The organism is Dyella sp. S184 (assembly GCF_009766065.1).
GTDB lineage: Bacteria > Pseudomonadota > Gammaproteobacteria > Xanthomonadales > Rhodanobacteraceae > Rhodanobacter.
This window is the reverse complement of the sequence record NZ_LMUE01000017.1, coordinates 95,662-121,268: the sequence shown is the minus strand read 5'-3', so window position 1 is coordinate 121,268 and position 25,607 is coordinate 95,662. Positions and strand designations below refer to the sequence as shown.

Sequence of the window (25,607 nt, the reverse complement as noted above, 5' to 3'; positions counted from 1 at the left end):
GCGAATCCCCGCACGGTCCAGTCCTTTCACCCCGCAGCGCACGACCCTCATGACATCCGGTCGCGGCAAGGCGACCACGCATGAATCTTGCGCAGCGCACTCTCCTTTCGCGGATGCTATTACCGTTTTGCCTGGCGGTCGGCGCGGCCCTGAGCGTCTTCCTTGGCCAGGACGCGAATTTTGACTTAAAGAATTATCACATCTACAACGCATGGGCACTTTTGCACGATCGCAGTGCGCACGACTTCGGTGCCGCGGGGTCGCAGAGCTTTTTCAATCCCTTGCCCGACCTTCCGTACTACGCGCTAGGCACTGGAGTATTGAACGGCTGGCCCATTGTCCTGGCTGCTTTTCAGGGACTCTGGTATGGCCTGCTGCTGTTCATCTTGTGCAAGATAGCCATTGCGCTGACGAAGCTGCAGGGGCGTTCGCCTGGTTGGCCCGATTTGCTTGCGGTTGCTGTAGGTGCAAGCGGCACCATGGCGGTATCGCAGGCCGGGAGTACGACGAACGAGATACTGCTCGCCTGCCTCGTTCTCCTCGGATTGCTACAGTTGTTGCCACTGTACGGCGCCGACCTTGCATCCAAGGCGCGCAGTGCATGCGTGGCTGGCATCTGCTGCGGGCTGGCCGCTGGGCTGAAGCCTACAGCCGTGATTTACATCCCTGCCATGGCGCTCTCCCTGCTGGTCACTCTGAGACCGCGCGGAGATGCGCTCAGGCTTGCGCTCATCTATACCACCGGATCCGTCCTCGCCTTTCTGGTGAGTTACGGTTGGTGGGGATGGCATCTGTATCGACTCACCGGCAATCTGAGCTTCCCCTACTTCAATCAATTGTTTCGCTCAGACTGGATCGGCACAGTCAGTGGCACCGATCCACGGTTTCGACCACGAGATCTTGCCCAATGGCTGTTTTATCCCTTCTACTGGGCCAAGAAAAACAGCGGTCTCGTTACCGAACTGGAATTCGCTGATCCGCGTTATGCGCTGGCGATGCTTGCCGTAATGATCACGGCCACTCTTGACGTGTTCCAGTCGGCAAGAAGCTGCAAAAATATCCACGGGTCGCCGAGCGGCTTGCTGTCAACTTTTGCCGTTGTCGCCTACGTAGCGTGGCTCGGGCTTTTTTCGATCCTCCGCTACGCCGTGCCCATCGAGGCGCTCACCGGTCTTCTGATGCTGAGCGCCGTGCGTACGGTGATTTGTTCCCTGCCGTCTGACAGCAGAGAAGATCGCTGTGCCGGATTGGCAATGCTGGTTATCCTGCTGGTGACCGCAGGATGTACCCGCTATCCCGACTGGGGACACGTCAGCTTTTCAAAGACGATGTTCAAAATAAATCCCATCGAAGTCGAACCAGGCAGCATGGTTCTGCTGGTTAGCGGAGCGGAGGCCTATGTGGTGCCTTTCTTCGCACACACGGAAAATATCGATTTCATCGGCCTTAGCCTTTCCCGATTCGACAGTACCGTAGCAGGCTACCGATACTCTGAACTCAGACAGCAATATGTCACTCAGCACAAAGGTCCGCTCTATGCACTTCGTCGCGCTGACCCGGACAACGGCAAGAAGATTCTCGATGCCTATCTTCCGGATCATCGGCTTGCGAACTGTCGACCCATCTCGTCCAATCTGGAAATCGAACGCGACGGAACGGCAGCGCTGCAAATATGCGCCGTCGAGAAAACGCCATAGTGCCCAACGCTACAGCCGCTGGCTCTGATCCGATGCCAGCAGCTCGGCGGGTAGCGGTAGCGCATCCATGCCGCGGGCGAAGAGCATCGCCTGAAACCGTTCGCCCATTTGATCGGGCAGCATGAGCTTCTTCACCTGCTGCGCCAGCCGGTAACGGCTGTGCTCGTCGGCGATCTTTGCCTGCTCGATTTCGAAGATGTCCTGCAGGCCGGCACCGATCAGGAACTGTGCCTGTGGCAGATAGGCGGCCACGCCGAAGCCGGCACTGTTGCCCGCTTCGGCCAGCGCAGTGAAATCGACCGAGGCGGTGAGATCGTTCAGGCCAGGCAGATACAGCGGATCGTTGTGCGCGTGATGGCGGTAATGCGCCATCAAAGTGCCGTCGTCACGCTCGGGCAGGTAGAACTCGCGGCGCACGTAACCGTAGTCGACGAACAGCATCAAGCCGGCCGTCAGTGAACCGGCTATCGCCTGGATCCAGTACGGCAGCTGCGGCAGGATTTCCGAACGGTAGCCCTCGCTGAAATCGCTGCCGAGGTCGCGTTCGACATGGCGCACCGCTCCGGCCACCAGCGCATCGGCCGGACGATCGACGCGCAACAGGCGACCTTCGCCATCCAGCGCTACATACTCCTCGTAGACCTCACCAGCGCGCATCGCGAAGCGCGTGGCCGGCAACGCATCGATCACCTCGTTGGCAAACAGCACGCCGCGCCAGTCCTGCTCGGGTGGACGATCCAGCCATTGCACGCGGGCGTTGAGCTCGGCCGGAAGATGCGCGCGCAGCCGTTCGCGCTGCCGCTCACGCAGATCGGCGCTGGGTTCGAGAATCAAGTATTGCCGCGGCAACGCACCACCAGCGGCCAACGCTTTAAGCGCCACCTCGGCGAACGCGCCGCTGCCACCGCCTAGCTCCAGAAAATCCGCCTCGTCGCCAAGCATCGCCAGCACTGGCTGCACTGCATTGATCACACAGCGCGCGAACAGCTCGCCCAACTCCGGCGCGGTGACGAAATCGCCGGCCGCGCCGAACTTGGTCTTGCCCGCGCTGTAGTAACCCAGCCCCGGCGCATAGAGGCAACGCTCCATATACTGCGAAAACGGCAACGGCCCGTGCGAGGCGATCTGCTCACGCAGCAGCTGCAGCAGATGGTCGGAATGCGCGCGCTCGTCGGCGCTCGGATCGGGGAGGCGGGAAGGCATGGGGCTTGCCGGTAGTGAAAAACCGCGGCAAGCATAGCGGAAGGGGCGCATCGCGCGTCCCTCACGTGTTTCCGTAGGAACGCACCTTGTGCGCTCCTACGCCAGCCGCGTCTCGATCAGAAATCTTGTCTCGATCAGAAATCTTTCTGCAGGCTCAGGTACAGCCCACGGCGCGGCCCGTACTGCGGCGCACCGACGCCGATGCCGGTGCCGTCACGCAGCTCGTAGGTACGGTCCAGCGCATTGATCAGCGCCAGCTGGGTGTGCAGCTGGCCGAAATGATCGAACGTGAAGTCGTGCGAGATGTTGAGGTTGAGCTGGAAGTAGTCCGGCAGGGTGCCACCGTTCGGCACGCTGCCGTCCTTGCGCAAGCCAGTGCCGAACAGGTAGTCGGCGCCAAGCTTGGTGGTATCGCTCAACGCGTAGTTGAGGCCGCCGGATGAGGTGAACTTCTGGTCGTGGTCGAGGTAAATGTAATTGTTGGCGATGTAGGCCAGGTCTACCGGACTGAAATTGTACTGGCTGGTCATCACATCCTTGCCCATCGCCTTGGTATAGGAGAAGTTGAAATAGGCCGAGAACGGACCAGCGCTGTAGTTCGCGGTGAACTCCGCGCCATCGACGCGACCGTATTTGTAATTGAAGGTGGAATACACCAGCGCCGTGCCGAACTGGCCCTCGTCCTGCAAACGGCTCACCGTGCGGTAATAGGTGTCCAGGCCCAGCGTCCAGTTGCTGCCTAGGCTCTGCGAGACGCCGAGGTCGAAGTAGTTGGAGCGCTCGGCCAGCGGCGTGTTGTCGCCATAGTTCTTCACCGCGTTGGTGGTATTGGCGAACGCGGCGAGATCCGTGGAGGAAATCAGCTCGGTCGCCGGCGGCGTGAAGTAGCGCGAGTAGCCGGCGTGCACGGTGGTGGTGCTGGTGGCCTGCCACACCATGCCCAGGCGCGGGCTCAGCTGGCTTGCGGTGGTATCGAACGCCTGGTACTGGTCGCCGCGCAGGCCGTAGTTCACCGTCCAGTTCTCGCCGATGCTCCACTCATCCTGCACATAGGCGGACCAGGTCTTGGCGGTGATCCGATCGCTGGTGAAGATGTTGAACGGCACCGTGCTGGCCTGACTACCGTCCGGATTGGCCGGGAACACCAGCGAATTGGTGTCGGTGCTGGCATGGTCGAAGCTGCCGTACAAACCGTAGCGCAGGGTATGGTTGTCGCCCATCGGCGTGGAGAAATCCACCTGCAGCGTGCTGGCGCGATCGCTCTGGTTGATCGCGCCGGCGACGCCGTTGAACATCAGATCACCGATGTCGTCCGGCATGTACTGCAGGCCGCTGAAGCGCTGACCCAGCGAGACCTGGTAATCGGTCGCGCCCAGCTTGCCCTGCAGCGCCAGCACGCCGAAGCGGGTCTGCTCGTTCTGCTGCTCGTTCAAGTTGGCCGAGTTGAAATTGGTGACATCCAGATAACCGAACTGCGGCGTCTGATCCGGGTTGTTCGGAATCTGGAAGTGGTTGTTCGCCACACCGAACAGGAAGCTCAGGCGTGTATCGCTGTCGATCAGGTAGCTGACATCGCCAAACGCCTTCACCTGGTTGGTGTGATCATGGATCGGCGTGCGGCTGGCCGTCGGATTCTCGATGCCGACATTGTCTTCCGTGTAGTTCGCGGTGAAGAATGCGCTCCACGGGCCGCTGCTACCCCACAGCGAAACATTCGGATTGAACGTGCCGAACGAGCCGGTGGTCATGCCGACGCTGCCGCCATTGCCCAACGCGCTACCGCTCTTAGTGGTGATATCGACCACCGCCGCCGTGCGCAGGCCGTATTGCGCCGGCAACGCGCCGTCGAGCAGGCTCACGCTCTGGATCGTGCGCGCGTCCAGGCTCTGGCCGAAGCCGGAGATCGACTCGGGAATGATCACACCATCGATGCGGTATTGCAGGTTGGCGTGGTCGCCGCGCACATGCAGACCGCCGTAGGAATCCTGCACCACGCCGGGCGCCTGCAGCAGCACCTGGTTCATTGGCGTGGACGCACCCAGCGGCAACGCCTGGATCGCCTTCTGGTCGATCACGTACTGGCTGCTGCCGGTATCCGGCGACAATGTGTTGCGCGCCTTGTCCAGCTTGGCCGACACGTCGATCGCGCTCAGATCCCGCGTCTGCGGCTGGTTGCTGGTATCCGTCGTGTTATCCGTGCCTGTTGTGGCAGCGGCGGGCGCTGCAGGCGTATCGGTGGCATGCGCAGCAGTCGTGGCCAGCGCAGCGGCAAGGCTCAAGGCAAGCAGGGATCGTTTCATCAAGGGTTCCAGCAAGGACAAGTGAGAGGCTGTGTGTAATGTTATAACATTACTGACATCTCGTCTTGCCCACCTGAGCCAGAAGTCATGCCTGCGGCCGATACCATGTCGAGGGACCGCCTGCACCGGCCATTGAGTCCAGCTTCACGCGGCTCCTCTAGACTGCTCGGACGCACGCCAGTTCGTGGCGCGCCCACCATGGAGCCCCGCATGGCCAAGCACAGCGAGCAAGTTCCTGCCGTCATCGCACCGGTCGAGCACAACCGGGTCACCCAGGCGATCCTCGATTTCGTCAGCAAGGTGCCGGACAGCAAGGTCGGCAGCAGCAAGGATCCCGCCACGGAGGCACGTCGCCTGGCCAACCGCGCAGCCCAGCGAGCTGCGCTCACCGCCGGCTCGCTGGCGCTGCCACCAGGACCGCTGGGCTGGCTGACGCTGTTGCCGGAGCTGATCGCGATCTGGAAGATCCAGGGCCAGATGGTCAGCGACATCGCCGCCGCCTATGGCCGCAATCACACGCTGGGCCGCGAGCAGATGCTGTGGTGCCTGTTCCGGCATACCGCGGCGCAGGCGTTCCGCGACCTGGTCGTGCAGATGGGCGACCGGCTAGTGTTCCGACGCATGTCCTATGGTGTCGCGCAACGCGTGGCGAAGCAGATTGGCGTCAAGCTCACCCAGCGCACGGTGAGCGAAGGCCTGTCGCGCTGGCTGCCGGTGATCGGTGCACTCGGCGTCGGTGCCTATGCGTATTACGACACGGGGCAAGTCGCCAGTACCGCGATCGCCCTGTTCAGTGGCGACATCGTGATGGAAAACGAAGGCGACGGAGCTGCCGCCGCGGAACCCGCCAAGGCAGCGCCCCGCAAAAAGGCATCGTCGGTGCGGCGCGCGATGGACAAGCTGGTCGACAAAGCGACGACCGGCGCTGCCCGCAAGGTCGCCAGTGCCGCACGCAAGGTCGCCAGCCGGAAACCGCGCAAGCCAAAGACGGACTGATCGCTCGCCGACGGATGACGCACCCATTGCTTTGCGGCAAGCTGTCCGCTGGATTGCCGCAGGAGCCTACGCATGAAGCCACGCCATGACCGACCCGTCGCGCTGATTACCGGTGCCGGTCGCCGCGTGGGCGCGGTGATCGCGCGCACGCTGCACGCAGCGGGCTACGACCTGGCCTTGCACTACCGCCGCTCCGTCGAGCATGCCCATACCCTGGCCGACGAACTGGAACAGCAGCGCAGCGGCAGCACCTTGCTGCTGCAGGCCGAACTGGCCGACATCCCTGCTCTACCCGCGCTGGTCGAGCAGCTATTGGCGCATTACGGCCGGCTCGACGCGCTGGTCAACAACGCCTCGGCGTTCTATCCCACCCCGCTGGGTGCGGCGACGCCAACGCAATGGGACGAATTGTTCGCCTCCAATGCGCAGGCACCGTTCTTCCTCAGCCAGGCGGCGATACCTGCATTGCGCGCGGCGCGCGGTGGCATCGTCAACCTGCTGGACATCTACGCCGAACGCCCGTTGGATCAGCACACGCTGTACTGCATGGCGAAGGCCGCACAGGCCGCGATGACCCGCTCGCTGGCGCTGGAGCTGGGACCCGAGGTGCGCGTCAACGGCGTGGCTCCCGGCGCCGTACTATGGCCCAGCGACGGCAAACCCTATGCCGACCAGCAGACGATGCTGGCACGCACGCCATTGCAGCGGGCAGGCACACCGGACGATGTCGCCGGCGCCGTGCTATGGCTGCTGCGTGACGCGCCGTTCGTCACCGGCCAGATCATCCGTGTGGACGGCGGCCGCACGCTGTCGGTGTGATGCCCCGTTCGGCGCGGAAAATCCGTGCTGGTCAGTCCGGCAACGACTCGACAGTCAGGGGCTCATGTTCCGCCGGAAACGCCGCCCATAGCTCGGCCATGCTGAGGCCACTCAGCGGATGCCGGAGCGTCGGTGCGATATCCGCGATCGGCCGCAGCACGAAGGCGTGCTTCAGCTCCTTGCGTGGAATCTGCAAATGTCCTGGCCCATCGAGCACCAGCGCTCCATAGAACACTATGTCGATGTCCAGCGTGCGGTCGGAGTAGCGTGGCCCGTCGCGGCGGCGACCGTGACGGTCCTCCAGCGCATGCAGCCACTCGTTCAGTGCTTCGGGCGACAAGTCGGTATCCAGTCCCACCGCTAGATTGATGAAATCCGCGCCGTCGAAACCCACCGACTTGCTGCGATACGCCGGCGATACCGCGATCACGCCGAAGCGCTCGCGCAACGCAGTGATCGCCGCAGAGAGGTAGCGTCGCGGTTCGAGGTTGGAGCCCAGACTCAGGTAAACCCGCGCCATCAGTCCGGCCGCGTGCCGCGTTCGATCCGCACGCCGACCGCCTTCGCGCCGCGCACCGCGCCGGGCTTGGACAGCTTCAGACGCACCCAGCTGACCCCGAACTCCTCGCGGATGATCGCCACGCAACGCTCGGCCAGTGTCTCGACCAGGCCAAAGCTCGACTCGCTCACATAGCCGATCAGGCGCTTGGAGACGTCCTTGTAGTTCAACGTGAGCGCGATGTCGTCGCTTGCTGCCGGCACCGTATTGTCGAACGCCATCTCGATATCGAACGACAGCGTCTGGCGCACACGGCGCTCCCAGTCGTAGATACCGATGACGGTATCGATGCGCAGGTCTTCGATGAAAACGATATCCATGGTGGTAATCACTGAGGCGATAGCCGCACAGGGTCGGCGAGCTGGCTGCCAGATGCAAGTCGCCACGATACATTGCATGCAGTCATGGGCAGTCGGTACTCCACTGACTTCTATTTTCTGGCTGGCTTTGCCCATGCCGCTTGACTTCGGAAATTCTCCATGTTTATATTTAACTATTACTTTAAATATCTAAATGTTTATGGCCGTCGACCGTATCTTTGAAGCCCTCGCCTCACGCCCACGGCGCGAAATCCTCGCCTATCTCTCAGCCAATGAGTTGACTGCAGGTGAGATCGCCAGCCGTTTCGCGATGAGTGCGCCAGCCATATCGCGGCATTTATCGGTACTGGAGGCTGCCGGCCTCGTGGACAGTGAACGCCGTGGCCAATTCATCTTCTACAGCCTCAACAAGGACAGCCTGGTGAACACACTTACCGGTTTCGCGCTGGAGATCTGTCCTGCTGCAGGACCGCTCAAGCGCGAATCACGCAAGCTGGCCACGAAGAAACAAGGCGTTTGACCAAGCCAGCAATAGTACGGGCACCTGGAGCGATTCGATGTCGATGCACGCGAGAGTCACTCGAACATTTCCGACGGCATGTATCCCATCTTCGTCGGGTGGTCTGCCAGTAGAAGTCTCGCTTATCGCGCAGCTCGGCCACGGTTCCGGCGACCACCTGTTTGCAAGTGTGCTGGCGCGACAGCAGGCACATGAAGATTTTGTCGATGAACTGGATGAGCCCTCTGCCCGGCTCGGTAGTACCGATCTTTCCAAAGGCGATGCCACTTCGCTGTATTCGTTTGCGGTCGGCGCGAAAGGCCATCCATTCCATCGGCATGCCGGCCACCGCGTATTCACAGCAATCTCCGGCAGCGGCGGTGCTCAATTGCGCTTTTCCAGCGCCAATGCCGAGCAGATCGAAACGGACCCATCAAGCTTCATCCAGGCGCTTCACTACATCAACATCCCGCCTGATTGTCTGTTTACCGTCCGCTTTGGAGGTGACACCTGGCATCAGTTCGCGCCACTCACGAAAAACTCGCAGCACCCGGCATTCTTCGCACTGTCATGCCATACCAACGAACTCGGCGGAGATCTCCCGGAGGCGCTACGCGAGAAAGTACTTGCGGACGAGGCGAGCATCCCTTCACTCACTGTGCTTCTGCCTACTTGCGTTAGCAAAATGCTGCACGATGCGTCGTCCGATCACCTCCATGTCCCGACCACCTATCTCTCACTGGATGCGCCGCCGGGAACATTGCATAGCCTGCTGTGCACGTCCACACGTTGTGCTGCAGGCATGATTCGCGGCGCCTGGGCCGCATGGAGGCGCTCGACCGGCTTCCTGTTTGAAAGTGGCGGCTACACGGTCACGGAACTCGACCACTTGCCGGCGGATTCGCTGCTCGTGCATCAATTGACCGATGACCATTGCCATCACGAAGACATGTTCTGCATAAGCATCACCGGTCAAGATGCCGGCGTCAAAAGCGCCTCTTTCCTGCTCAGCAGTGTGCTGGACGGCTTCCTGAGCAACCCGCCTGCCGGTGTATCGCGCATGATGGCGCTGCGCAATCTATTGGTGAAACCCATCGGCTTGCGCACGTCACCGCTTGGTTGCCCGGTGTCGTCGCTATTGTCGCCAGCAAGGGGCAGCCTGTTTGATCAGCGCTATCCCGTGATTGATCAGGCCATCGACCAGGATGATGTGCATGCGCAAGTGATTCTCGGTGCCAATGACAAGCACCTGATCTTCCGATCCTGTGTCAGCGTACAAGTGCTAAGCAATCAGCGCGTGGACATTACCCTTGGCACACGTGTGCACTGCAAGAATATTTTCGGTCGGCTCTACATGGCAATCATTCAACACGCGCACCGTTCCTACGTGACGCCGACCATGCTGCGCATGGCGGTCGAGCACGCATTTCCGCTGTCGCAACTTGCCGGTGGCAGACAGGCAACCATGTTGCACCCGCCACTTCCGACAGCCGCCATGCATTGATGCGATCATATGCAGATGACCGCCTTCAGCTCGCTCCCGCTCAAACCCGCCCTGCTCGCCAGCCTCCAAACGCTCGGTTACGCCACGATGACGCCCGTGCAGGCACAAAGCCTGCCGCCGATGCTGGAAGGTCGCGACGTGATCGCGCAGGCGCAGACTGGCAGCGGCAAGACCGCGGCGTTCGGGCTGAGCCTGCTGCAGGCTATCGATGTGGACACGATCCGGCTGCAGGCGCTGGTGCTATGCCCGACCCGCGAACTGGCCGACCAGGTCAGCAAGGCGACCCGCAAGCTGGCGGCGAACATCCCCAACGTGAAACTGCTGACGCTGTGCGGCGGCATGCCGCTGGGGCCTCAGCTGGCGTCACTCACGCATGACCCGCACATCGTGGTCGGCACGCCCGGCCGCGTGCAGGAGCATCTGAAGCGGGAAAGCCTGCATGGCGGCGGCATCAAGGTGCTGGTGCTGGACGAGGCCGATCGCATGCTCGACATGGGTTTCACCGATGCGATCGACGACATCATCGGGCGCATCGCCAAGCATCACCAGACGCTGCTGTTCTCGGCGACCTATCCCGATGAGATTCGCGCGGTAAGCCAGCGCGTGCAGCGCAACCCGGTCGAGGTGACGGTGGATGCGCCGATCGAGCAAAAGCCGGCGATCGAGCAGCGCTTCCACGAAGTGGATCCGGCGCAGAAAATCGATGCCTTGGCGCAGCTGCTGAGCGGCGACCGCGCCGAGCATGCGCTGGTGTTCTGCAACATGCGCCGCGAAGTGGATGCGGTGGCGCAGGAACTCGATCGTCGCGGTTTCTCCGCACTCGCGCTGCATGGCGACATGGAGCAGCGCGACCGCGACGAGGTATTGGTGCGTTTCGCCAACCGCAGCTGTGCGGTGCTGGTCGCCACCGACGTCGCCGCGCGCGGGCTGGACATTGCCGCGCTGCCGTTGGTGGTGAGCTATGACATCCCGCACGACCCGGAAACCCACACGCATCGGATCGGCCGCACCGGCCGCGCCGGGCAGTCCGGCCTCGCGATCACGCTGTGCACGCCGCGCGAGCGGCCGAAGGCGACGAACATCGAAGAACTGGGTGGCGTACCACTGCCGTGGCGCCCGCTGAAGATCGCGCCAGCACGAGGCAAGACCCTGCACCTCGCGCCGATGAAGACCCTGGTGATCGATGCCGGGCGACAGGACAAGCTGCGCCCCGGCGACATCCTCGGCGCGCTCACCGGCGATGCCGGGCTCGACGCAAAGGACATCGGCAAGATCGACGTGTTCGCCACCCGCGCCTACGTGGCGATCAGCCGCGCACTGGCGAACAAGGCGCTGGAGCGCCTGCGCGCCGGCAAGATCAAGGGGCGCAACTTCCGCGTACGACCGCTGGGCTGATAACGTGCACGGCCTCGACATGACTTCCTTCAGAAGAATCTGACCGATGACCCGATTGCCCGGCCTCACCTCGATCCTCGCTCTCGCCCTTTTGCTGGGCAGTGCCGCTGCCCAAGCGGCGATACCCGTCTACGGCTACAAGGTCGTGCACGTCTATCCGCACGATACCGGCGCCTATACCGAAGGTCTGTTCTACAAGGACGGCTACCTCTACGAAAGCACCGGCGAGGCCGGCGAATCGACCGTGCGCAAGGTGGAACTGAAAACCGGTGAAGTGGTACAGCGCTACAACGTGCCGTCAGAGTATTTCGGCGAGGGCATCGTCGACTGGAAGAACCATCTGGTGCAGCTCACCTGGAAGAACCAGACCGGTTTTGTCTACGACATGGCCAGCTTCAAGCTGCAACACACGTTTGCCTATCCGGGCGAAGGCTGGGCGCTGACCCGCGACAGCCATCATCTGTATATGAGCGATGGTTCGGCGGTACTGCGTATCCTCGATCCGGAGACGCTGACCACGACCGGCAGCATCATGGTGATGGCCGACGGCGAGCCGGTGACGAATCTCAACGAGCTGGAATGGGTCAAGGGCGAGATCTATGCCAACGTCTGGCTGACCAACCGGATCGCGCGGATCGATCCGGCCACCGGCCACGTCGTGGGCTGGATCGACCTCACGGGTTTGCTCGACGTCAATCAGCTGCCGGATCCGGGTAATGATGTACTCAACGGCATTGCCTACGACGCCGAACACGATCGTCTGTTCGTCACCGGCAAGCGCTGGCCGAAGCTGTTCGAGATCAAGCTGGTGAAGCAGCATGTGCCATGAGACACAACGACCGCCGCGCGAACAAGACAACTCGGCGACACGTTGAAGCCGCCATACGTGGATTCACCAGCCGCAAGCTGTAGCTTCTTGCGTCAACCACACGCACGGCAAACCGTTACAAACCATTCTGCCAGTTATGCTGACGGTGGCTCTGCCGTCCGGGATGACGTTGCTTTGACAAATGAAAGTGCTTTAGTAACGGGTATTGAGCACCCGGGAGATGGTTTATGAGTGCCGACACACCGAAAGCAAACGAACACTGGTACAAAAGGCGTGGCTTGCTGATCACTGTGGTGGTTATCGTTCTGCTGGTTGCCCTGGTCGTGTTCCATCTCCTCAACAGCAAGAAGGCAAAAGTCGGTACGCCAGCGCAAGTGGTGAGCGCGGCCACTGCAATCTTGGGCAGCATGCCGGAAACCTTGAGCGAGCTGGGCACGGTGACCCCGGTCGCCACCGTCAACGTACTGCCGCAATTGAGCGGCTACCTGACTGCGGTCGGCTATCAGGAAGGCCAGGATGTCACCAAGGGGCAGTTCCTCGCCCAGATCGATCCACGCCAGTACGAAATCGACAAGCAGCAGGCCCAGGCGCAATTGGCCAAGGACCAGGCGACCCTGGCCCAGGCCCGCGCCGATCTGGCCCGCTACACGCAGTTGCACGCGCAGAAGTCGATTGCCGAGCAGACCTATGCGGACCAGCAGTTCACGGTCCAGCAGGACGAAGCTGCGATCAAGGCCGACCAGGCAAGTATCGCGCAGTTCGACCTCGACCTCGTCTACTGCCACATCACCGCACCGGTTGCCGGGCGGGTCGGTTTGCGCCTGGTCGATCCAGGCAATTACGTTACCCAGTCGACCTCGCCGGGCATCGTGACGATCACCACCATGAAGCCGACCACGGTGCAGTTCACCGTGCCGCAGAACTCGCTGGCGAAAGTGCTGCAGCGCTTCAACAGCCCCAACGCAAAGCTGGCAGTCACGATCTACGACAGCGACAACAGCAAGCAGATCGCCACCGGCACGCTGTACGCACTCGGCAACCAGATGGCCACCAGCACCGGTACGGTGAGCTTGCGTGCGACCGTGCCCAACGACGACGAGGCGTTGTTTCCCAGTGAATTCGTCAACGTGAAACTGCTGGTCGACACGCTACAGAACGCGGTACTGGTGCCGACGCCCGCCGTGCAGAGCGGCGCGCCAGGGGATTACGTCTACCTCGTCAACGCTGACAACACCGTCTCCGTGCACAAGGTGACCCAGGGCCCCAGCGACGGCAAGAATACGGTCATCCTGTCGGGCCTCGCGGCTGGCCAGGTCGTGGTCACCGACGGCATGGACCGCTTGAGCGACGGCGCCAAGGTCAAGCTCGCCGCGGCGAAATCGGCCAAGCCGGCAGAAGCAGGCAGCACCCCGGCGCCCGCTTCTTCGGCGGCAAGCACATCGCAACAAGGCAGGAAGCGGACCCACGGTACCGCCTCCGCCTCACAAGCTTCGTAAGCGGCGGCGACGACCCGATGAACATTTCCCGCCTGTTCGTACTCAGGCCGGTGGCTACGTCACTGCTGATGATCGCCCTTGTGCTGGTGGGCCTGGTCGCGGTGCGTTTCCTGCCGGTGTCGTCGTTGCCGGACGTCGACTACCCGACGATCCAGGTGCAGACCTTCTACCCCGGCGCCAGCCCCACGGTGATGGCGACCACGGTGACCGCGCCCCTGGAAGTGCAGCTGGGCGAGATCCCCGGCTTGCAGCAGATGACCTCGAACAGTTCCGCCGGGGCTTCGGTCATCACCTTGCAGTTCGACCTCTCGCTCAACCTCGACATCGCCGAACAGAACGTGCAGGAGGCGATCAACGCATCCAACAGCCTGCTGCCCACGGGACTGCCGGCACCGCCGACCTATGCCAAGGTGAACCCGGCCGACCAGCCGATCCTTACCCTGGCGGTTACCTCCAACTCGATGTCGCTGCCGCAGTTGCAGGACGTCGCCAACAACCGACTGGGCGCGAAGATTTCCGAAGTGTCCGGTGTCGGCCTGGTCACCCCGGCCGGCGGCAACGTGCCAGCGGTCAGGGTTGAGGCGGACCCGCAGAAGCTGGCCGCCTACGGACTCAATATCGACGATCTGCGCTCGTTGATCGCAAACGTCAACGTCAGCCAGCCGAAGGGCAATTTCGACGGTCCGAAACTGGACTACACGATCAACGGCAACGACCAGATCGAGAATCCCGAGGATTACCTGGCCACGGTGATCTCCTACCAGAACGGTGCGCCGGTCTACCTGCGCGACGTCGCCAAGGTCACCCAGTCCGCGCAGAACACCGAGCAAGGCGCCTGGTTCAACAAGACGCAGGCGATCGTGCTCAATGTGCAGCGCCAACCTGGCGCGAACGTGATCGCCACCGTCAACCAGATCATGAAAGAGCTGCCTCAGCTTGAATCCACGCTGCCGGCGGGGATGAAGGTCGAGGTCGTTTCCGACAGCACCGGCGTGATCCGCTCGTCCGTCTCCGATGCGGCATTCGAACTGGTGTTGGCGATCGTGCTGGTGGTGCTCGTGATCTTCGTGTTCCTGCGCAACATACCGGCCACGATCATCCCGAGCATTTCCGTGCCGGTGTCGCTGATCGGCACGCTGGCGGTGATGTACCAGCTGAACTACTCGATCGACAACCTCTCGCTGATGGCGCTGATCATCGCCACCGGCTTCGTCGTCGACGACTCGATCGTGATGATCGAGAACATCGTGCGTTACCTGGAGGAAGGCAAGACACCACTCGAAGCGGCACTGGAAGGTGCCGGGCAGATCGGCTTCACCATCGTGTCGCTGACCGTCTCGCTGATCGCGGTGCTGATCCCGCTGCTGTTCATGGGCGGCGTGATCGGGCGCCTGTTCAGCGAGTTCGCGGTCACCCTGGCAGTCACCATCGTGCTCTCGGGCGTGGTCTCGCTGACCCTGGTGCCGATGCTTTGCGCACGCCTGCTGCGGGCACAGGCCGACCGGCATCCGAGCCGCTTCGAGCGGATCAGCGAAGGCCTGTTCAACAAGACCCTGGCTGGCTACGAGCGTGGCCTGCGTGTCGTTCTGAAGCACCAGACGCTGACCCTGCTGATCTTCCTGGCGACCCTGGCGCTGACCGTGATCCTGTACATCACGATCCCCAAGGGTCTGTTCCCAACGCAGGACGTGGGGGTGATCCAGGGCATCAGCGTCGCCGACAACTCGGTGTCGTACACCGCGATGGTGGAACGCCAGGCGGCGCTGGCTGACGCGATCCTCAAGGATCAGGACGTCACCGGGCTGACCTCGTACGTCGGCATCGACGGCACCAATACCACGCTCAACAACGGCCGCTTCCTGATCAACCTGAAGGCGCGTGACGATCGCTCGTCGACAGCGGCCGAAATCGCCCGGCGCCTGCAGACCGAAGTAACGAACGTATCGGGCATCCAGCTGTACCTGCAGCCCGAGCAGGACCTGACCCTCGATACCACGGTGTCACCGAACCAGTACCAGTTCGTGCTGCGCGGACCAAACCAGCAAGCCTTCATGCAATACGTGCCCGCCCTGATCGCGCGCATGAAAAAGATCACCTCGATCACCGACGTCACCAGCGATCTGAACAACGATGGCCTGAGCGTGGACGTCGAGGTCAATCGTCAACTCGCCGCACGTTATGGCATTACCGCGGCGACGATCGACAACGCGCTCTACGACGCGCTGGGACAGCGCATCGTGTCGACGATCTTCGATCAATCCAGCCAGTACCGCGTGATCCTGGTCGCCAAGCCCGAAAGCCTGCCGACGATCGAGTCGCTCGGCAACTTGTACCTGCCCAGCCAGACCAGCAGCAGCGGCCAGGTACCGCTGAAAGGCATCGCCACGATCAAGGTCACCAAGTCGCCGCTGGTGATCAGCCATCTGGCCCAGTTCCCCGCGGTCACCATCTCGTTCAACCTGGCCCAGGACGCCTCGCTCAGCAAGGCGGTGGACGAGGTAAATCAGGCCGAGCAAGCCGTGCATCTGCCACCTTCGATCACCTCATCGTTCCAGGGCGCCGCGCAGGCCTTCCAGGATTCGCTGTCGAGCGAGGTATACCTGCTGATCGCCGCGCTGGTCGCCGTCTACATCGTGCTCGGCGTGCTGTATGAAAGCTTCATCCATCCGGTGACGATTCTCTCGACGCTGCCCTCGGCCGGCATCGGCGCGCTGCTGTCGCTGATGATTGCGGGCAGCGACCTGGACGTGATCGGCATCATCGGCATCGTGTTGCTGATCGGTATCGTGAAGAAAAACGCGATCATGATCGTGGACTTCGCGCTCGAGGCCGAGCGCGAGCACGGCAAGCCGCCCGAGGAGGCGATCTTCGAAGCCTCGCTGCTGCGCTTCCGGCCAATCCTGATGACGACATTGGCCGCGATGCTCGGTGCGTTGCCGATGCTGCTGGGCACTGGCACCGGCTCGGAGCTGCGCCGCCCGCTCGGTCTGGCCATCATCGGCGGCCTGACGCTGAGCCAGGTGCTGACGCTGTTCACCACGCCGGTGATCTATCTGCTCTTTGACCGTCTGGCGCAGCGCTTCCAGCGCAAGCGTCCCGAACCGACGTCTGAACAGGCGTCCGAGCGCACGCCGTGAGTATCCCGGGACTGTTCATCAAGCGACCGGTGGCGACCACCCTGTTGGCGGTCGCCATCTTGTTGTCCGGTTCACTGGCATATTTCAAGCTGCCGGTCGCCCCGCTGCCGAACGTCACCTATCCCGTCATCGTGGTACAGGCCAGCATGGCGGGTGCCAGCCCGGACATCATGGCGTCCACCGTGGCCGCGCCGCTGGAACGGCGCCTGGGTTCGATTGCCGACGTGAGCGAAATGACCTCGACAAGCTCGGTCGGCTCCGCAAACATCGTCATCCAGTTCGGACTGAGCCGGGATATCAATGGCGCTGCCCGCGATGTCCAGGCTGCCTTGCAGGCGTCGCGCGCGGACCTGCCCTCGACGCTGCGCAACAACCCGACCTATCGCGAGTACAACCCGGCCGATTCACCGATCATGGTGCTGGCGCTGACCTCGAACACGCTGACCCGCGCGCAACTCTACGATTCAGCCGATTCGGTGATCCAGCAGCAGCTGTCGCAGGTCGACGGCGTGGGTCAGATCACCCTGGGCGGCAGCGCGTTGCCGTCGGTGCGGGTGGAATTGCAACCCGATCAGCTCAACAGCTACGGCATCGGCCTGGAGGACGTGCGCGCCGCGATCAGCTCGGCGAATGCCAACAGTGCCAAGGGCCACATCGATCAGGGCGACCAGCGCTTCGAGGTCACCTCGAACGACCAGATCAACACGGCCGCACCGTACCGCGATCTGGTGGTAGCCTATCGCAACAATGCGCCGGTGCTGCTGCGCGACGTCGCCGACGTCGAGGATTCCGCGGAAAACATCCGCAACGCCGGCCTCTACAACGGCAAGGATGCGGTGCTGGTCATCGTCTATCCGCTGCCGGGTGGCAACATCGTCAAGACCGTGGCGCAGATCCGCAAGGTGCTGCCATCGATCGAGGCGACGCTGCCACACAATGTCCATATCGGCATCGCCGTCGATCGCTCGCAATCGGTGAACGCCGCGGTGAACGACACCGAGCGCACCCTGTTCATGGCCGTGCTGCTGGTGATCGGCGTGGTCTTCATCTTCCTGCAGTCGCCGCGGGCGATCCTGGTGCCGGCGGTGGCGCTGCCGCTGTCGATCATCGGCACGTTCGGGCCGATGTACCTGCTCGGCTACAGCATCGACAACCTCTCGCTGATGGCGCTGACCATCGGCACCGGTTTCGTGGTCGACGATGCGGTGGTTGTGTTGGAGAACATCGTGCGCCACGTCGAATCCGGCATGGACGTGCGCGAGGCGGCCCTGCGCGGCAGCGCCGAGGTCAGCTTCACGGTGATCTCGATGAGCCTGTCGCTTATCGCGGTGTTCCTGCCGATCCTGTTGATGCCAGGCATCGTCGGCCTGCTGTTCCACGAGTTCGCGGTGACGCTGTCGATCGCGATCCTGCTCTCGCTGGTGATTTCGCTCACGGTCACGCCGACCATGGCGGCCTATGTACTCAACCGCAAGACGCTGCACTCCAAGGCGCGCTGGGCACTGTGGTACGAACGGCAGTTCGAGCGCTTCAAGAACGCGTATTCCCGTTCCCTCACCACCGTGCTCGATCATGCGCTGCTGGTCGGACTTACGTTGATCGGCCTGATCGTGCTCAATGTCCTGCTGATCAAGCTGGTGCCCTCGACCTTCTTCCCGGAACAGGACAACGGCATCCTGATGGGCCAGATCATTGCCGACCAGAGCATCTCGTTCCAAGCGATGGAACAGAAGCTCGCGCAGTTGCAGGCGATCGTGCAGAAGGATCCCGCAGTCGCCTCGGTGGCGGGTTTTACCGGTGGTCGTGCACTCAACACCGCCAATGTGTTCATCGAACTCAAGCCGCTGGCCGAGCGCAAGCTGTCCGCAGCGCAGGTGGTCGATCGCCTGCGCCCGAAACTCAATGCAGTGTCCGGCGCAAAGCTCTTTCTGCAGGCAGCGCAGGATCTGCATATTGGCGGCCGCTCGTCCGCCGCCGAATACCAGTACACGTTGACCAGCGACGACCCCACCGCGCTGTTCAAGTGGGTGCCCGCACTGGTGACCGCGCTGGGCAAGGACCGCACCCAGATGACGGACGTGAATTCGGACCTGCAGCAGAACGGCCTGCAGATCTATGTCAACTTCGATCGCGCCACATCCGCTCGCTATGGTTTTGCACCGAACCAGATCGACAGCGTGCTGTACGACGCCTTCGGCCAGCGCACCGTGTCGACCGTCTACAACCAGCTCAACCAGTACTACGTGGTGATGGAGGTCGCGCCGAAATACTGGCAGTACCCGCAGATGCTCGACCGCATGCGTTTCAGCACCGCTGCAGGCAATGCGAGTGGAACCCAGCAGACGCAGATATCGAGCAGCCTCGTGCAGCCGGTCCAGCAGGTGACAGCGGTGAGCGGGACGCAAGGCAGCACATCCTCGTCCAATGCGCTCAACGCCAATGCCGAGGCCAACCAGCTCACCAACGCCATCTCCAATGCCAAAGGTGGCAGCTCCAGCGGCAGCGCAGACAGCACGTCGAGCGAGACCCTGGTGCCATTCCCGCAGCTGGCGACATATACGAGCAATCACACGGCCACCCAGGTCAGCCATCAGGGCGGCCTGGTCGCCGCCACGATTTCCTTCAACCTGCCGCCTGGCGGTTCGCTGAGCAAGGCCACGGACGCAATCAACCAGGCTTCGCAGCAGCTGGGACTACCCGCCTCCATCCACGGTAGCTTCGCGGGTGCCGCGCAGGTCTACGCGCAGTCGATGTCGACCATGCCACTGCTGATCCTCGCCGCACTGGCAGCCGTCTATATCGTGCTCGGCATGCTCTACGAGAACACCGTCCATCCGATCACGATCCTCTCTACACTGCCATCGGCAGGCATCGGCGCCACCCTTGCGCTGCTGATCTTCGGTACGCCGTTCTCGGTGATCGCGATGATCGGCATCATTCTGCTAATCGGCATCGTCAAGAAGAACGCGATCATGATGATCGACGTCGCCATTCACCTGCAGCGCGACGAAGGCTATGAGCCGCAGAGAGCCATTCACGACGCGGCCGTGGTGCGTCTACGGCCGATCATGATGACCACCGCCGCTGCCGTGCTCGGCGCGGTGCCGTTGGCCATCGGCATCGGCCAGGGCGCATCGTTGCGACAACCTCTGGGCATTACCGTCATGGGTGGTCTGATTTTCAGTCAGGTCTTCACGCTGTACACCACGCCAGTGATCTACATCTACCTCGACCGCTTGCGCGCCAGACTGGCCAAGTGGTCCGCCACCCTGCCGTGGAACAGATCGGACGCGAGCGCATGAACATGAAGATTCTCCACACCACAATGGCTGCCTCTTTGGCACTGTTGCTCGGCGGCTGCATGGTCGGCCCTGACTACCATCGCCCGCAGGTGGCGACACCGCCGCAATACAAGGAACTGCCCGGCTGGACGGCGGCGGCGCCGGCGGCCGAAGCGCCGAAGGGCGACTGGTGGACCGGCTTCAACGATCCGCTGCTCAACCAGCTCGAGCCAATGGTATCGGTCTCGAACCAGACCGTGCGCCAGGACTACGCCAACTATCAGGCTGCGCTCGCCGAGGTGCAGGTGGCACGCAGCAGCCTGTTTCCCACGATCGGCGTCACCGGCTCGGCGACCAGGCAGCGCAGCGCCAGCAGCAGTCTCGGCAACAACGGCAACGGATCGATCAGCAGCGCCGGCTCGCTCGAAGGCAATGTCAGTTGGGCGCCGGATCTGTGGGGCAAGGTCCGTCGCACCATCGAGGAGAACAAGGCGACCGCCCAGGCCAGCGAGGCGACCCTGGCCAACGCCACCCTGTCCGAGCAAACCGCGTTGGCCACGGCAGTCATCGAACTGCGTGTGAGCGACGCCAACATCGACCTGCTGCAGAAGACCGTCGATGCCTATACGGAATATCTGCGCGTGATTGCCAACCAGGGCACCGCCGGCACCATCGCGCCTTCCGATGTCATCAGTGCGCGGACCCAACTGGAGAACGCGCAGGCCAGTCTGCTCGCGCTTGGCGTCGCCCGTGCGCAGTACGCCCACGCGATTGCAGTGCTGGTCGGCAAGAACCCGGAAGAACTCGACATTCCGCACAGCACGACCTTGCCGACGCTGCCCACGGTTCCGGCCGGCGTACCTTCGACCCTGCTGCAGCGCCGCCCGGATATCGCGATCGCCGAACGCCAGATGGCCGCGCAGAACGCCGCGATCGGCATCGCCATTGCCGCCTATTACCCGAGCCTTTCGCTGTCGGCAGCCGACGGTTTCTCGCAATCGCCGCTGGCGGGCCTGCTGCACATCGCCAACCATGTCTGGTCGCTGGGCGCCGACGCGAGCGAAACCCTGTTCGACTTCGGTGCACGCCATGGCGAGGTTGCCGCGGCCAAGGCAAACTACGAAGCCGCAGTCGCCAACTATCGTGGCACCGTGCTGACCGCGTTCCAGAATGTGGAGGATGACCTTTCCGGTCTGCGCATTCTCGCCCAGCAGGCCGAGGTGCTGGACACGGCCGTACACGACGCCACCCGCGGCGCCGAGATCGCGTTCAACGAGTACCAGGCCGGCACCGTGGACTACACCACCGCAGCCACTGCCCGGGCTATCCAGCTGAGCACGCAGCAGAGCGCGCTCAGCGTGCAGCAGCAACGCCTGCTTGATGCGGTGTCGCTGATCGGGGATGTGGGTGGCGGCTGGTCGGCCAGCGAACTTGGCGAGCCACCGAAGTCCTCGCTGACGTCATCCACCCAGCACTGAGAACAGCACGCGTGCCGACTACTTTCCCAGCCAGTGCGCCGCGCCGCGGCCGGCAATCAGTCCGCTGGCGAAGCAGGCGGTGAGCAGGTAACCGCCGGTGGGTGCCTCCCAGTCCAGCATCTCGCCCGCGCAGAATACCCCGGGGCGCATGCGCAGCATCAGCTTGTCGTCCAGCCCCTCCAGCCGCACACCGCCGGCCGTGCTGATCGCCTCGGCGACCGGTCGCGGTGCACGCAGGCGCAAAGGCAATGACTTGAGTTGCGCTGCCAGCGCTACTGGATCGGCCAAGATCGATTTCGCGATCAGTTCGAACACCAACGCGCACTTCGCCGGATCAAGTCCGGCGCGACGGCGCAACCAGTCACCGATGCTGTGCTTGCCGCGTGGAGCTGCCAGGCGATCGGCAAGTACGGGTTCGGTATAGCCCGGCACCAGATCCAGCTTCAGCACGGCATCGCCACGCTCGGCGATCTGCTCGCGCAGTTCGGCACCGATCGCATATACCAGGCTGCCTTCGATGCCGTATTCGCTGATCACGCACTCGCCCTGGCGCGCATGGGCCACGCCGCGGCGATCTGTCCAGTGCGCCACCACCGGCTTGAGCGGTGCGCCCGCAAAGCGACTGGACAGGTGTTCGCTCCACGCCAGCTCGAACCCGCAGTTCGCCGGTTGCAGTGGTGCGATGTCGATCCCGGCCTGTTGCAGCGGGGTCACCCAAGCGCCATCGGAACCGAGCTGCGGCCAGCTGGCGCCACCCAGCGCCAGGAGCACCGCATCCGCCGGCACCACGCGTTCGCCCTGCGGCGTGGCGAAGTGCAAGGCACCGTGCGCCTGCCAGCCCAGCCATCGATGGTGCATGTGGAAGCCCACTCCGGAAACACGCAGGCGATGCAGCCAGGCGCGCAGCAGGGGCGCCGCCTTCAGGTCTTTCGGAAATACCCGACCGGAGCTGCCGGCAAACGTCTCCACGCCCAGTCCACGTGCCCACGCCCGCAATGCCTCCGCATCGAACGCATCGAGCCATTGTTTGATCTCGGTCTGGCGTGAACCGTAACGCTCGACAAAGCGCGCCGGCGCTTCACCATGGGTGAGGTTGAGACCGCCCTTGCCAGCCAGCAGAAATTTTCGCCCGACCGAACTCTTCGCATCGTACAGATCGACGGTCACGCCCGCTGCGCACGAAGCTTCGGCCGCCATCAGGCCCGCCGGGCCGCCGCCAATGATCGCCAGTCGGGGATGGGTAGTCCGGGTCATCAGTGCATGGTCGCATGCCGCCTGCTCGGAATGAGCGGGGCGCCGGCTCACCGTCACGCTGGATCAGCTGCCCCGCCTTGATCCGCCTGCATCCATCGGATGCCCACCAGAACGCGGCTGCCGGAATAACGGGTCGGCCAGATGATCTGTCTTGCCATCCTCTTCCGTTCATGGTGGACCATGAGCAGCTGAATTAAAAATGAACCGGGTAAATCCGTCACAACCGATTTTCAGGCAGTGCGGAAGCACTCACTTCACATAATCGCATGCAATATATTGCGGCGCGCGGCGAGATAATCTCGTTCTAAACGCATGCAATTGCGTTATGCGCAAGTTGCCTCGGCTGCGGCTGGTGACATTTCTGTTCGGCAGAACCACCGCGCCGGAGCGACCCAATTCTGTCTGGAAAAATTTTCTATGTAATTGATATTGATTGTAATAAATGGCAATTTTTGCGAATGCGGCAAGGTCATGTGCACATGCATTCACTCCACTGCGCCAGCGCCACGGCCACCGAAAATAATTGCGGCAAGCCTATCAAGTCCGGCCTTATTGATTATGTGACTGCAATCACCGGTCACCTCAAAAAGTCCTATTGACGCTCCTCTGTCATGGGCCATACCGTCGATTGGTTCGTCGATTGGGAGTTTGACGAATGATCCTGTCACAACGTCATGAAAATCCTGTTTTGACGTTACCGGTGAAACTGCGTGCAAGCCCTGAGGGATATATGGGGAAGGTGAGCCGCAGTACTCGCAGGATCGCAGAGAAATCCAACACAACTTAGTGATGCCGTGTCTGTCCACGGTATTTCATTCATGAGGTCCCATGCGGCCCCAGTGGCTTTGTGCGTCCTCAAAAAACTTTGGGAGTTCTAAATGCCAAGCCATTTTCGTCTCAAGTTACTGGTTGCAGCCATCGGCATGGCCGCTGCCGCGTCGGTCTCCGCCACTGCCAGCAGCGCCTTCGTCGCGCTACCGGCGCAGCATGCCAATCCACTGCGCAACGGCGACGCCGCCATCGGCGCCCTGCCCGCCGCACAGCCGATGCAGATCGTGGTCGCGCTCAATTTCCGCAACGAATCGCAATTGGACAGCTTTATCGCAAAGGCCCAGCAGCACGATACGCCGGCGGCCGAGCGCTCGATGAGCCCGGCACAATTCGCCGCGCAGTACTCGCCGACCCAGGCACAGGCACAGGCAGTCGCGGATTACCTGACCAAGGCCGGTTTCAAGAATGTCACCATCACCCCGAACCGCTTGCTGGTGACGGCTGACGCCACCGCCGACTCGGCGCGCGCTGCATTCAACACCTCATTCGAGCTTGTGCGCACCCACGACGGCCGCAATGCTTTCCGCAACACCACCGACGCGATGATTCCCGCCTCGCTGCAGGGCATCGTGAAGTCCGTGGTGGGTCTGGATACGGTGCACATGTCGCACATCTTCGCGCGCCGGGCTAAGACGAACATTGCCCATCCAATGGCCAGCGGCACGGCCGTGGGTCACAACCCGCTCGATTTCCCGAAGATCTACGGCGCCAGCAGCCTTCCCGCCGCCACGTCGATCACGATCGGCAACGTGGTTTCGGGCCAGATGAGCGATGTGCTCAGTGACATCAAGTCTTTCGAGAGCACCAATGGCCTGACGTCCCTCGTCCCGACCATCGAAGGCACCGGCAATACCGGTTCCGTCTCGGCCAGCGGCGACGGCGAATGGGATCTGGACACCCAGGACATCATTGCGATGTCGGGCGGCCTGAAAAGCCTGATCCTTTACGATGCTGCCTCGCTCTCCGACGCCGCCCTCACCACGGACTACAACCTGGCCGTGACTGATGACAAGGCCGTTGCCATCAACGTCTCGCTGGGCGAGTGCGAAACCGATGCGAAGTCGGCGGGTACGACCACCGCAGAAGATGCCGTCTTCAAGCAGGCCGTGGCACAGGGTCAGACCTTCTCGGTCTCCGCCGGTGACTCCGGCGCCAACGAATGCACCAGCGGCATCACCCCGAGCTGGCCGGCCAGCTCGCAGTATGTGGTCGCGGCTGGCGGCACCGAGCTGTACACCACCAGCACCACCACCTGGACCAGCGAGACGGTGTGGAACAACCTCAGCGAGAACGAGGGTGCCACCGGCGGCAGCCCCAGCACGTTCGAGCCGATTCCGACTTGGCAGGTAGGCGTGGGCCAGAACGGCACCTCCAAGTATCGTGGCGTTCCCGACATTGCCTTCGACGCCAGCCCGGATTCCGGCGCACTGGTCATCGTCGACGGTCAGGCGAACCAGCAGATCGGCGGTACCAGCCTCGCTTCGCCGCTGAACGTTGGCTCATGGGCGCGCATCCAGGGCGCCAATGGCGGCGCACTCGGCTTCGAGGCTCCGCTGCTGTACAAGGCCGCCGCTGCCAACTATGCGACGGACTTCCACGACATCACCTCCGGCAACAATGACGGTGAGACGGCCGCCGTGGGCTGGGACTACACCACCGGCTGGGGCAGCATCATCGTCAGTGGGCTGTCCAGCAACGTTGGCGGCAGCGGCAGCACCGGCGGCACGCCGACCGCCAGCTTCACCGATACGACCAGCGGCCTGACGGCGACCTTCACCAACACGTCCACCGATTCGGGTGGCACCATCGGCACCTACGCGTGGACCTTCGGTGACGGCAGCACCTCCGCTGTCGCCAGCCCGAGCCACACCTACGCCGCCGCCGGTACCTACAGCGTCACCGAGACGGTCACCGACAGCGTCAGCGGCAAGACCAGTTCCTCGACCCAATCGGTAACGGTCTCCAGTGGCGCCACGGGTGGCACACCGACCGCCAACTTCACCGATACC

17 protein-coding genes are annotated in these 25,607 nt (G+C 62.6%); 12 read left to right on the top strand and 5 right to left on the bottom strand.

Annotated features, from left to right (window positions below; translation table 11 throughout):
• Window positions 1-80: 80 nt before the first annotated feature.
• Complete coding sequence (locus GSQ75_RS18365) at window positions 81-1,697, top strand: hypothetical protein (protein ID WP_158756332.1); 1,617 nt, start codon at window positions 81-83, stop codon at window positions 1,695-1,697.
• Between the two features lie 9 nt (window positions 1,698-1,706).
• On the opposite strand, the gene GSQ75_RS18360 is transcribed toward GSQ75_RS18365, so the two are convergent.
• On the bottom strand, window positions 1,707-2,900 hold the full coding sequence (locus GSQ75_RS18360; protein ID WP_158756331.1) for an SAM-dependent methyltransferase: 1,194 nt from the start codon (window positions 2,898-2,900) through the stop codon (window positions 1,707-1,709).
• 134 nt (window positions 2,901-3,034) lie between these two features.
• Window positions 3,035-5,200 carry a TonB-dependent receptor gene (locus tag GSQ75_RS18355; protein WP_158756330.1) on the bottom strand — a complete coding sequence of 722 codons (2,166 nt, stop codon included), beginning with the start codon at window positions 5,198-5,200 and terminating at the stop codon, window positions 3,035-3,037.
• Window positions 5,201-5,410: 210 nt separating this feature from the next.
• Here GSQ75_RS18355 and GSQ75_RS18350 point away from each other — a divergent pair, with 210 nt between their 5' ends.
• Together GSQ75_RS18350 and GSQ75_RS18345 are read left to right on the top strand one after the other, a co-directional pair.
• Window positions 5,411-6,196, top strand: a complete 786-nt coding sequence (locus tag GSQ75_RS18350; RefSeq protein WP_158756329.1) for a hypothetical protein — start codon at window positions 5,411-5,413, stop codon at window positions 6,194-6,196.
• A gap of 72 nt (window positions 6,197-6,268) precedes the next feature.
• Window positions 6,269-7,015, top strand: a complete 747-nt coding sequence (locus GSQ75_RS18345; RefSeq protein ID WP_158756328.1) for a pteridine reductase — start codon at window positions 6,269-6,271, stop codon at window positions 7,013-7,015.
• A 31-nt stretch (window positions 7,016-7,046) separates the two neighbouring features.
• On the opposite strand, the gene folK is transcribed toward GSQ75_RS18345, so the two are convergent.
• Window positions 7,047-7,535 (bottom strand): 2-amino-4-hydroxy-6-hydroxymethyldihydropteridine diphosphokinase, encoded by a 489-nt coding sequence (gene folK / locus GSQ75_RS18340; RefSeq protein WP_158756327.1) that lies wholly within the window; start codon window positions 7,533-7,535, stop codon window positions 7,047-7,049.
• Complete coding sequence (gene folB, locus GSQ75_RS18335) at window positions 7,535-7,894, bottom strand: dihydroneopterin aldolase (RefSeq protein ID WP_158756326.1); 360 nt, start codon at window positions 7,892-7,894, stop codon at window positions 7,535-7,537. The genes folK and folB overlap by 1 nt, the downstream gene beginning before the upstream one ends.
• 199 nt (window positions 7,895-8,093) lie before the next feature.
• Between folB and GSQ75_RS18330 the strand changes: the two genes are divergently transcribed.
• The 8 genes from GSQ75_RS18330 to GSQ75_RS18295 all read left to right on the top strand — a co-directional run bounded on the left by GSQ75_RS18330 (window position 8,094) and on the right by GSQ75_RS18295 (window position 21,513).
• On the top strand, window positions 8,094-8,414 hold the full coding sequence (locus GSQ75_RS18330; protein WP_158756325.1) for a metalloregulator ArsR/SmtB family transcription factor: 321 nt from the start codon (window positions 8,094-8,096) through the stop codon (window positions 8,412-8,414).
• A gap of 37 nt (window positions 8,415-8,451) precedes the next feature.
• Window positions 8,452-9,897, top strand: a complete 1,446-nt coding sequence (locus tag GSQ75_RS18325) for a DUF2867 domain-containing protein (protein WP_158756324.1) — start codon at window positions 8,452-8,454, stop codon at window positions 9,895-9,897.
• A gap of 15 nt (window positions 9,898-9,912) precedes the next feature.
• Complete coding sequence (gene dbpA, locus GSQ75_RS18320) at window positions 9,913-11,292, top strand: ATP-dependent RNA helicase DbpA (RefSeq protein ID WP_158756437.1); 1,380 nt, start codon at window positions 9,913-9,915, stop codon at window positions 11,290-11,292.
• A 46-nt stretch (window positions 11,293-11,338) separates the two neighbouring features.
• Complete coding sequence (locus GSQ75_RS18315) at window positions 11,339-12,121, top strand: glutaminyl-peptide cyclotransferase (RefSeq protein ID WP_158756323.1); 783 nt, start codon at window positions 11,339-11,341, stop codon at window positions 12,119-12,121.
• Between the two features lie 227 nt (window positions 12,122-12,348).
• Window positions 12,349-13,617, top strand: a complete 1,269-nt coding sequence (locus GSQ75_RS18310) for an efflux RND transporter periplasmic adaptor subunit (RefSeq protein WP_158756322.1) — start codon at window positions 12,349-12,351, stop codon at window positions 13,615-13,617.
• A 17-nt stretch (window positions 13,618-13,634) separates the two neighbouring features.
• The gene (locus tag GSQ75_RS18305; protein WP_158756321.1) at window positions 13,635-16,754 is read left to right on the top strand and encodes an efflux RND transporter permease subunit; all 3,120 of its coding nucleotides are present in this window, start codon (window positions 13,635-13,637) and stop codon (window positions 16,752-16,754) included.
• Window positions 16,751-20,056, top strand: coding sequence for an efflux RND transporter permease subunit (locus tag GSQ75_RS18300; protein WP_158756320.1), 3,306 nt, complete (start codon window positions 16,751-16,753; stop codon window positions 20,054-20,056). The genes GSQ75_RS18305 and GSQ75_RS18300 overlap by 4 nt, the downstream gene beginning before the upstream one ends.
• Before the next feature lie 2 nt (window positions 20,057-20,058).
• A complete protein-coding gene (locus GSQ75_RS18295; RefSeq protein WP_158756319.1) occupies window positions 20,059-21,513 on the top strand; it encodes an efflux transporter outer membrane subunit in 1,455 nt (484 codons plus the stop codon).
• A gap of 18 nt (window positions 21,514-21,531) precedes the next feature.
• Here the strand turns inward: GSQ75_RS18295 and GSQ75_RS18290 are convergent, their stop codons facing one another.
• Window positions 21,532-22,767, bottom strand: coding sequence for a TIGR03862 family flavoprotein (locus GSQ75_RS18290; protein ID WP_158756318.1), 1,236 nt, complete (start codon window positions 22,765-22,767; stop codon window positions 21,532-21,534).
• Between the two features lie 878 nt (window positions 22,768-23,645).
• Between GSQ75_RS18290 and GSQ75_RS18285 the strand changes: the two genes are divergently transcribed.
• Window positions 23,646-25,607, top strand: a 1,962-nt coding sequence (locus GSQ75_RS18285) for a protease pro-enzyme activation domain-containing protein (protein WP_216840710.1), incomplete at its 3' end; no start/stop codon positions are given.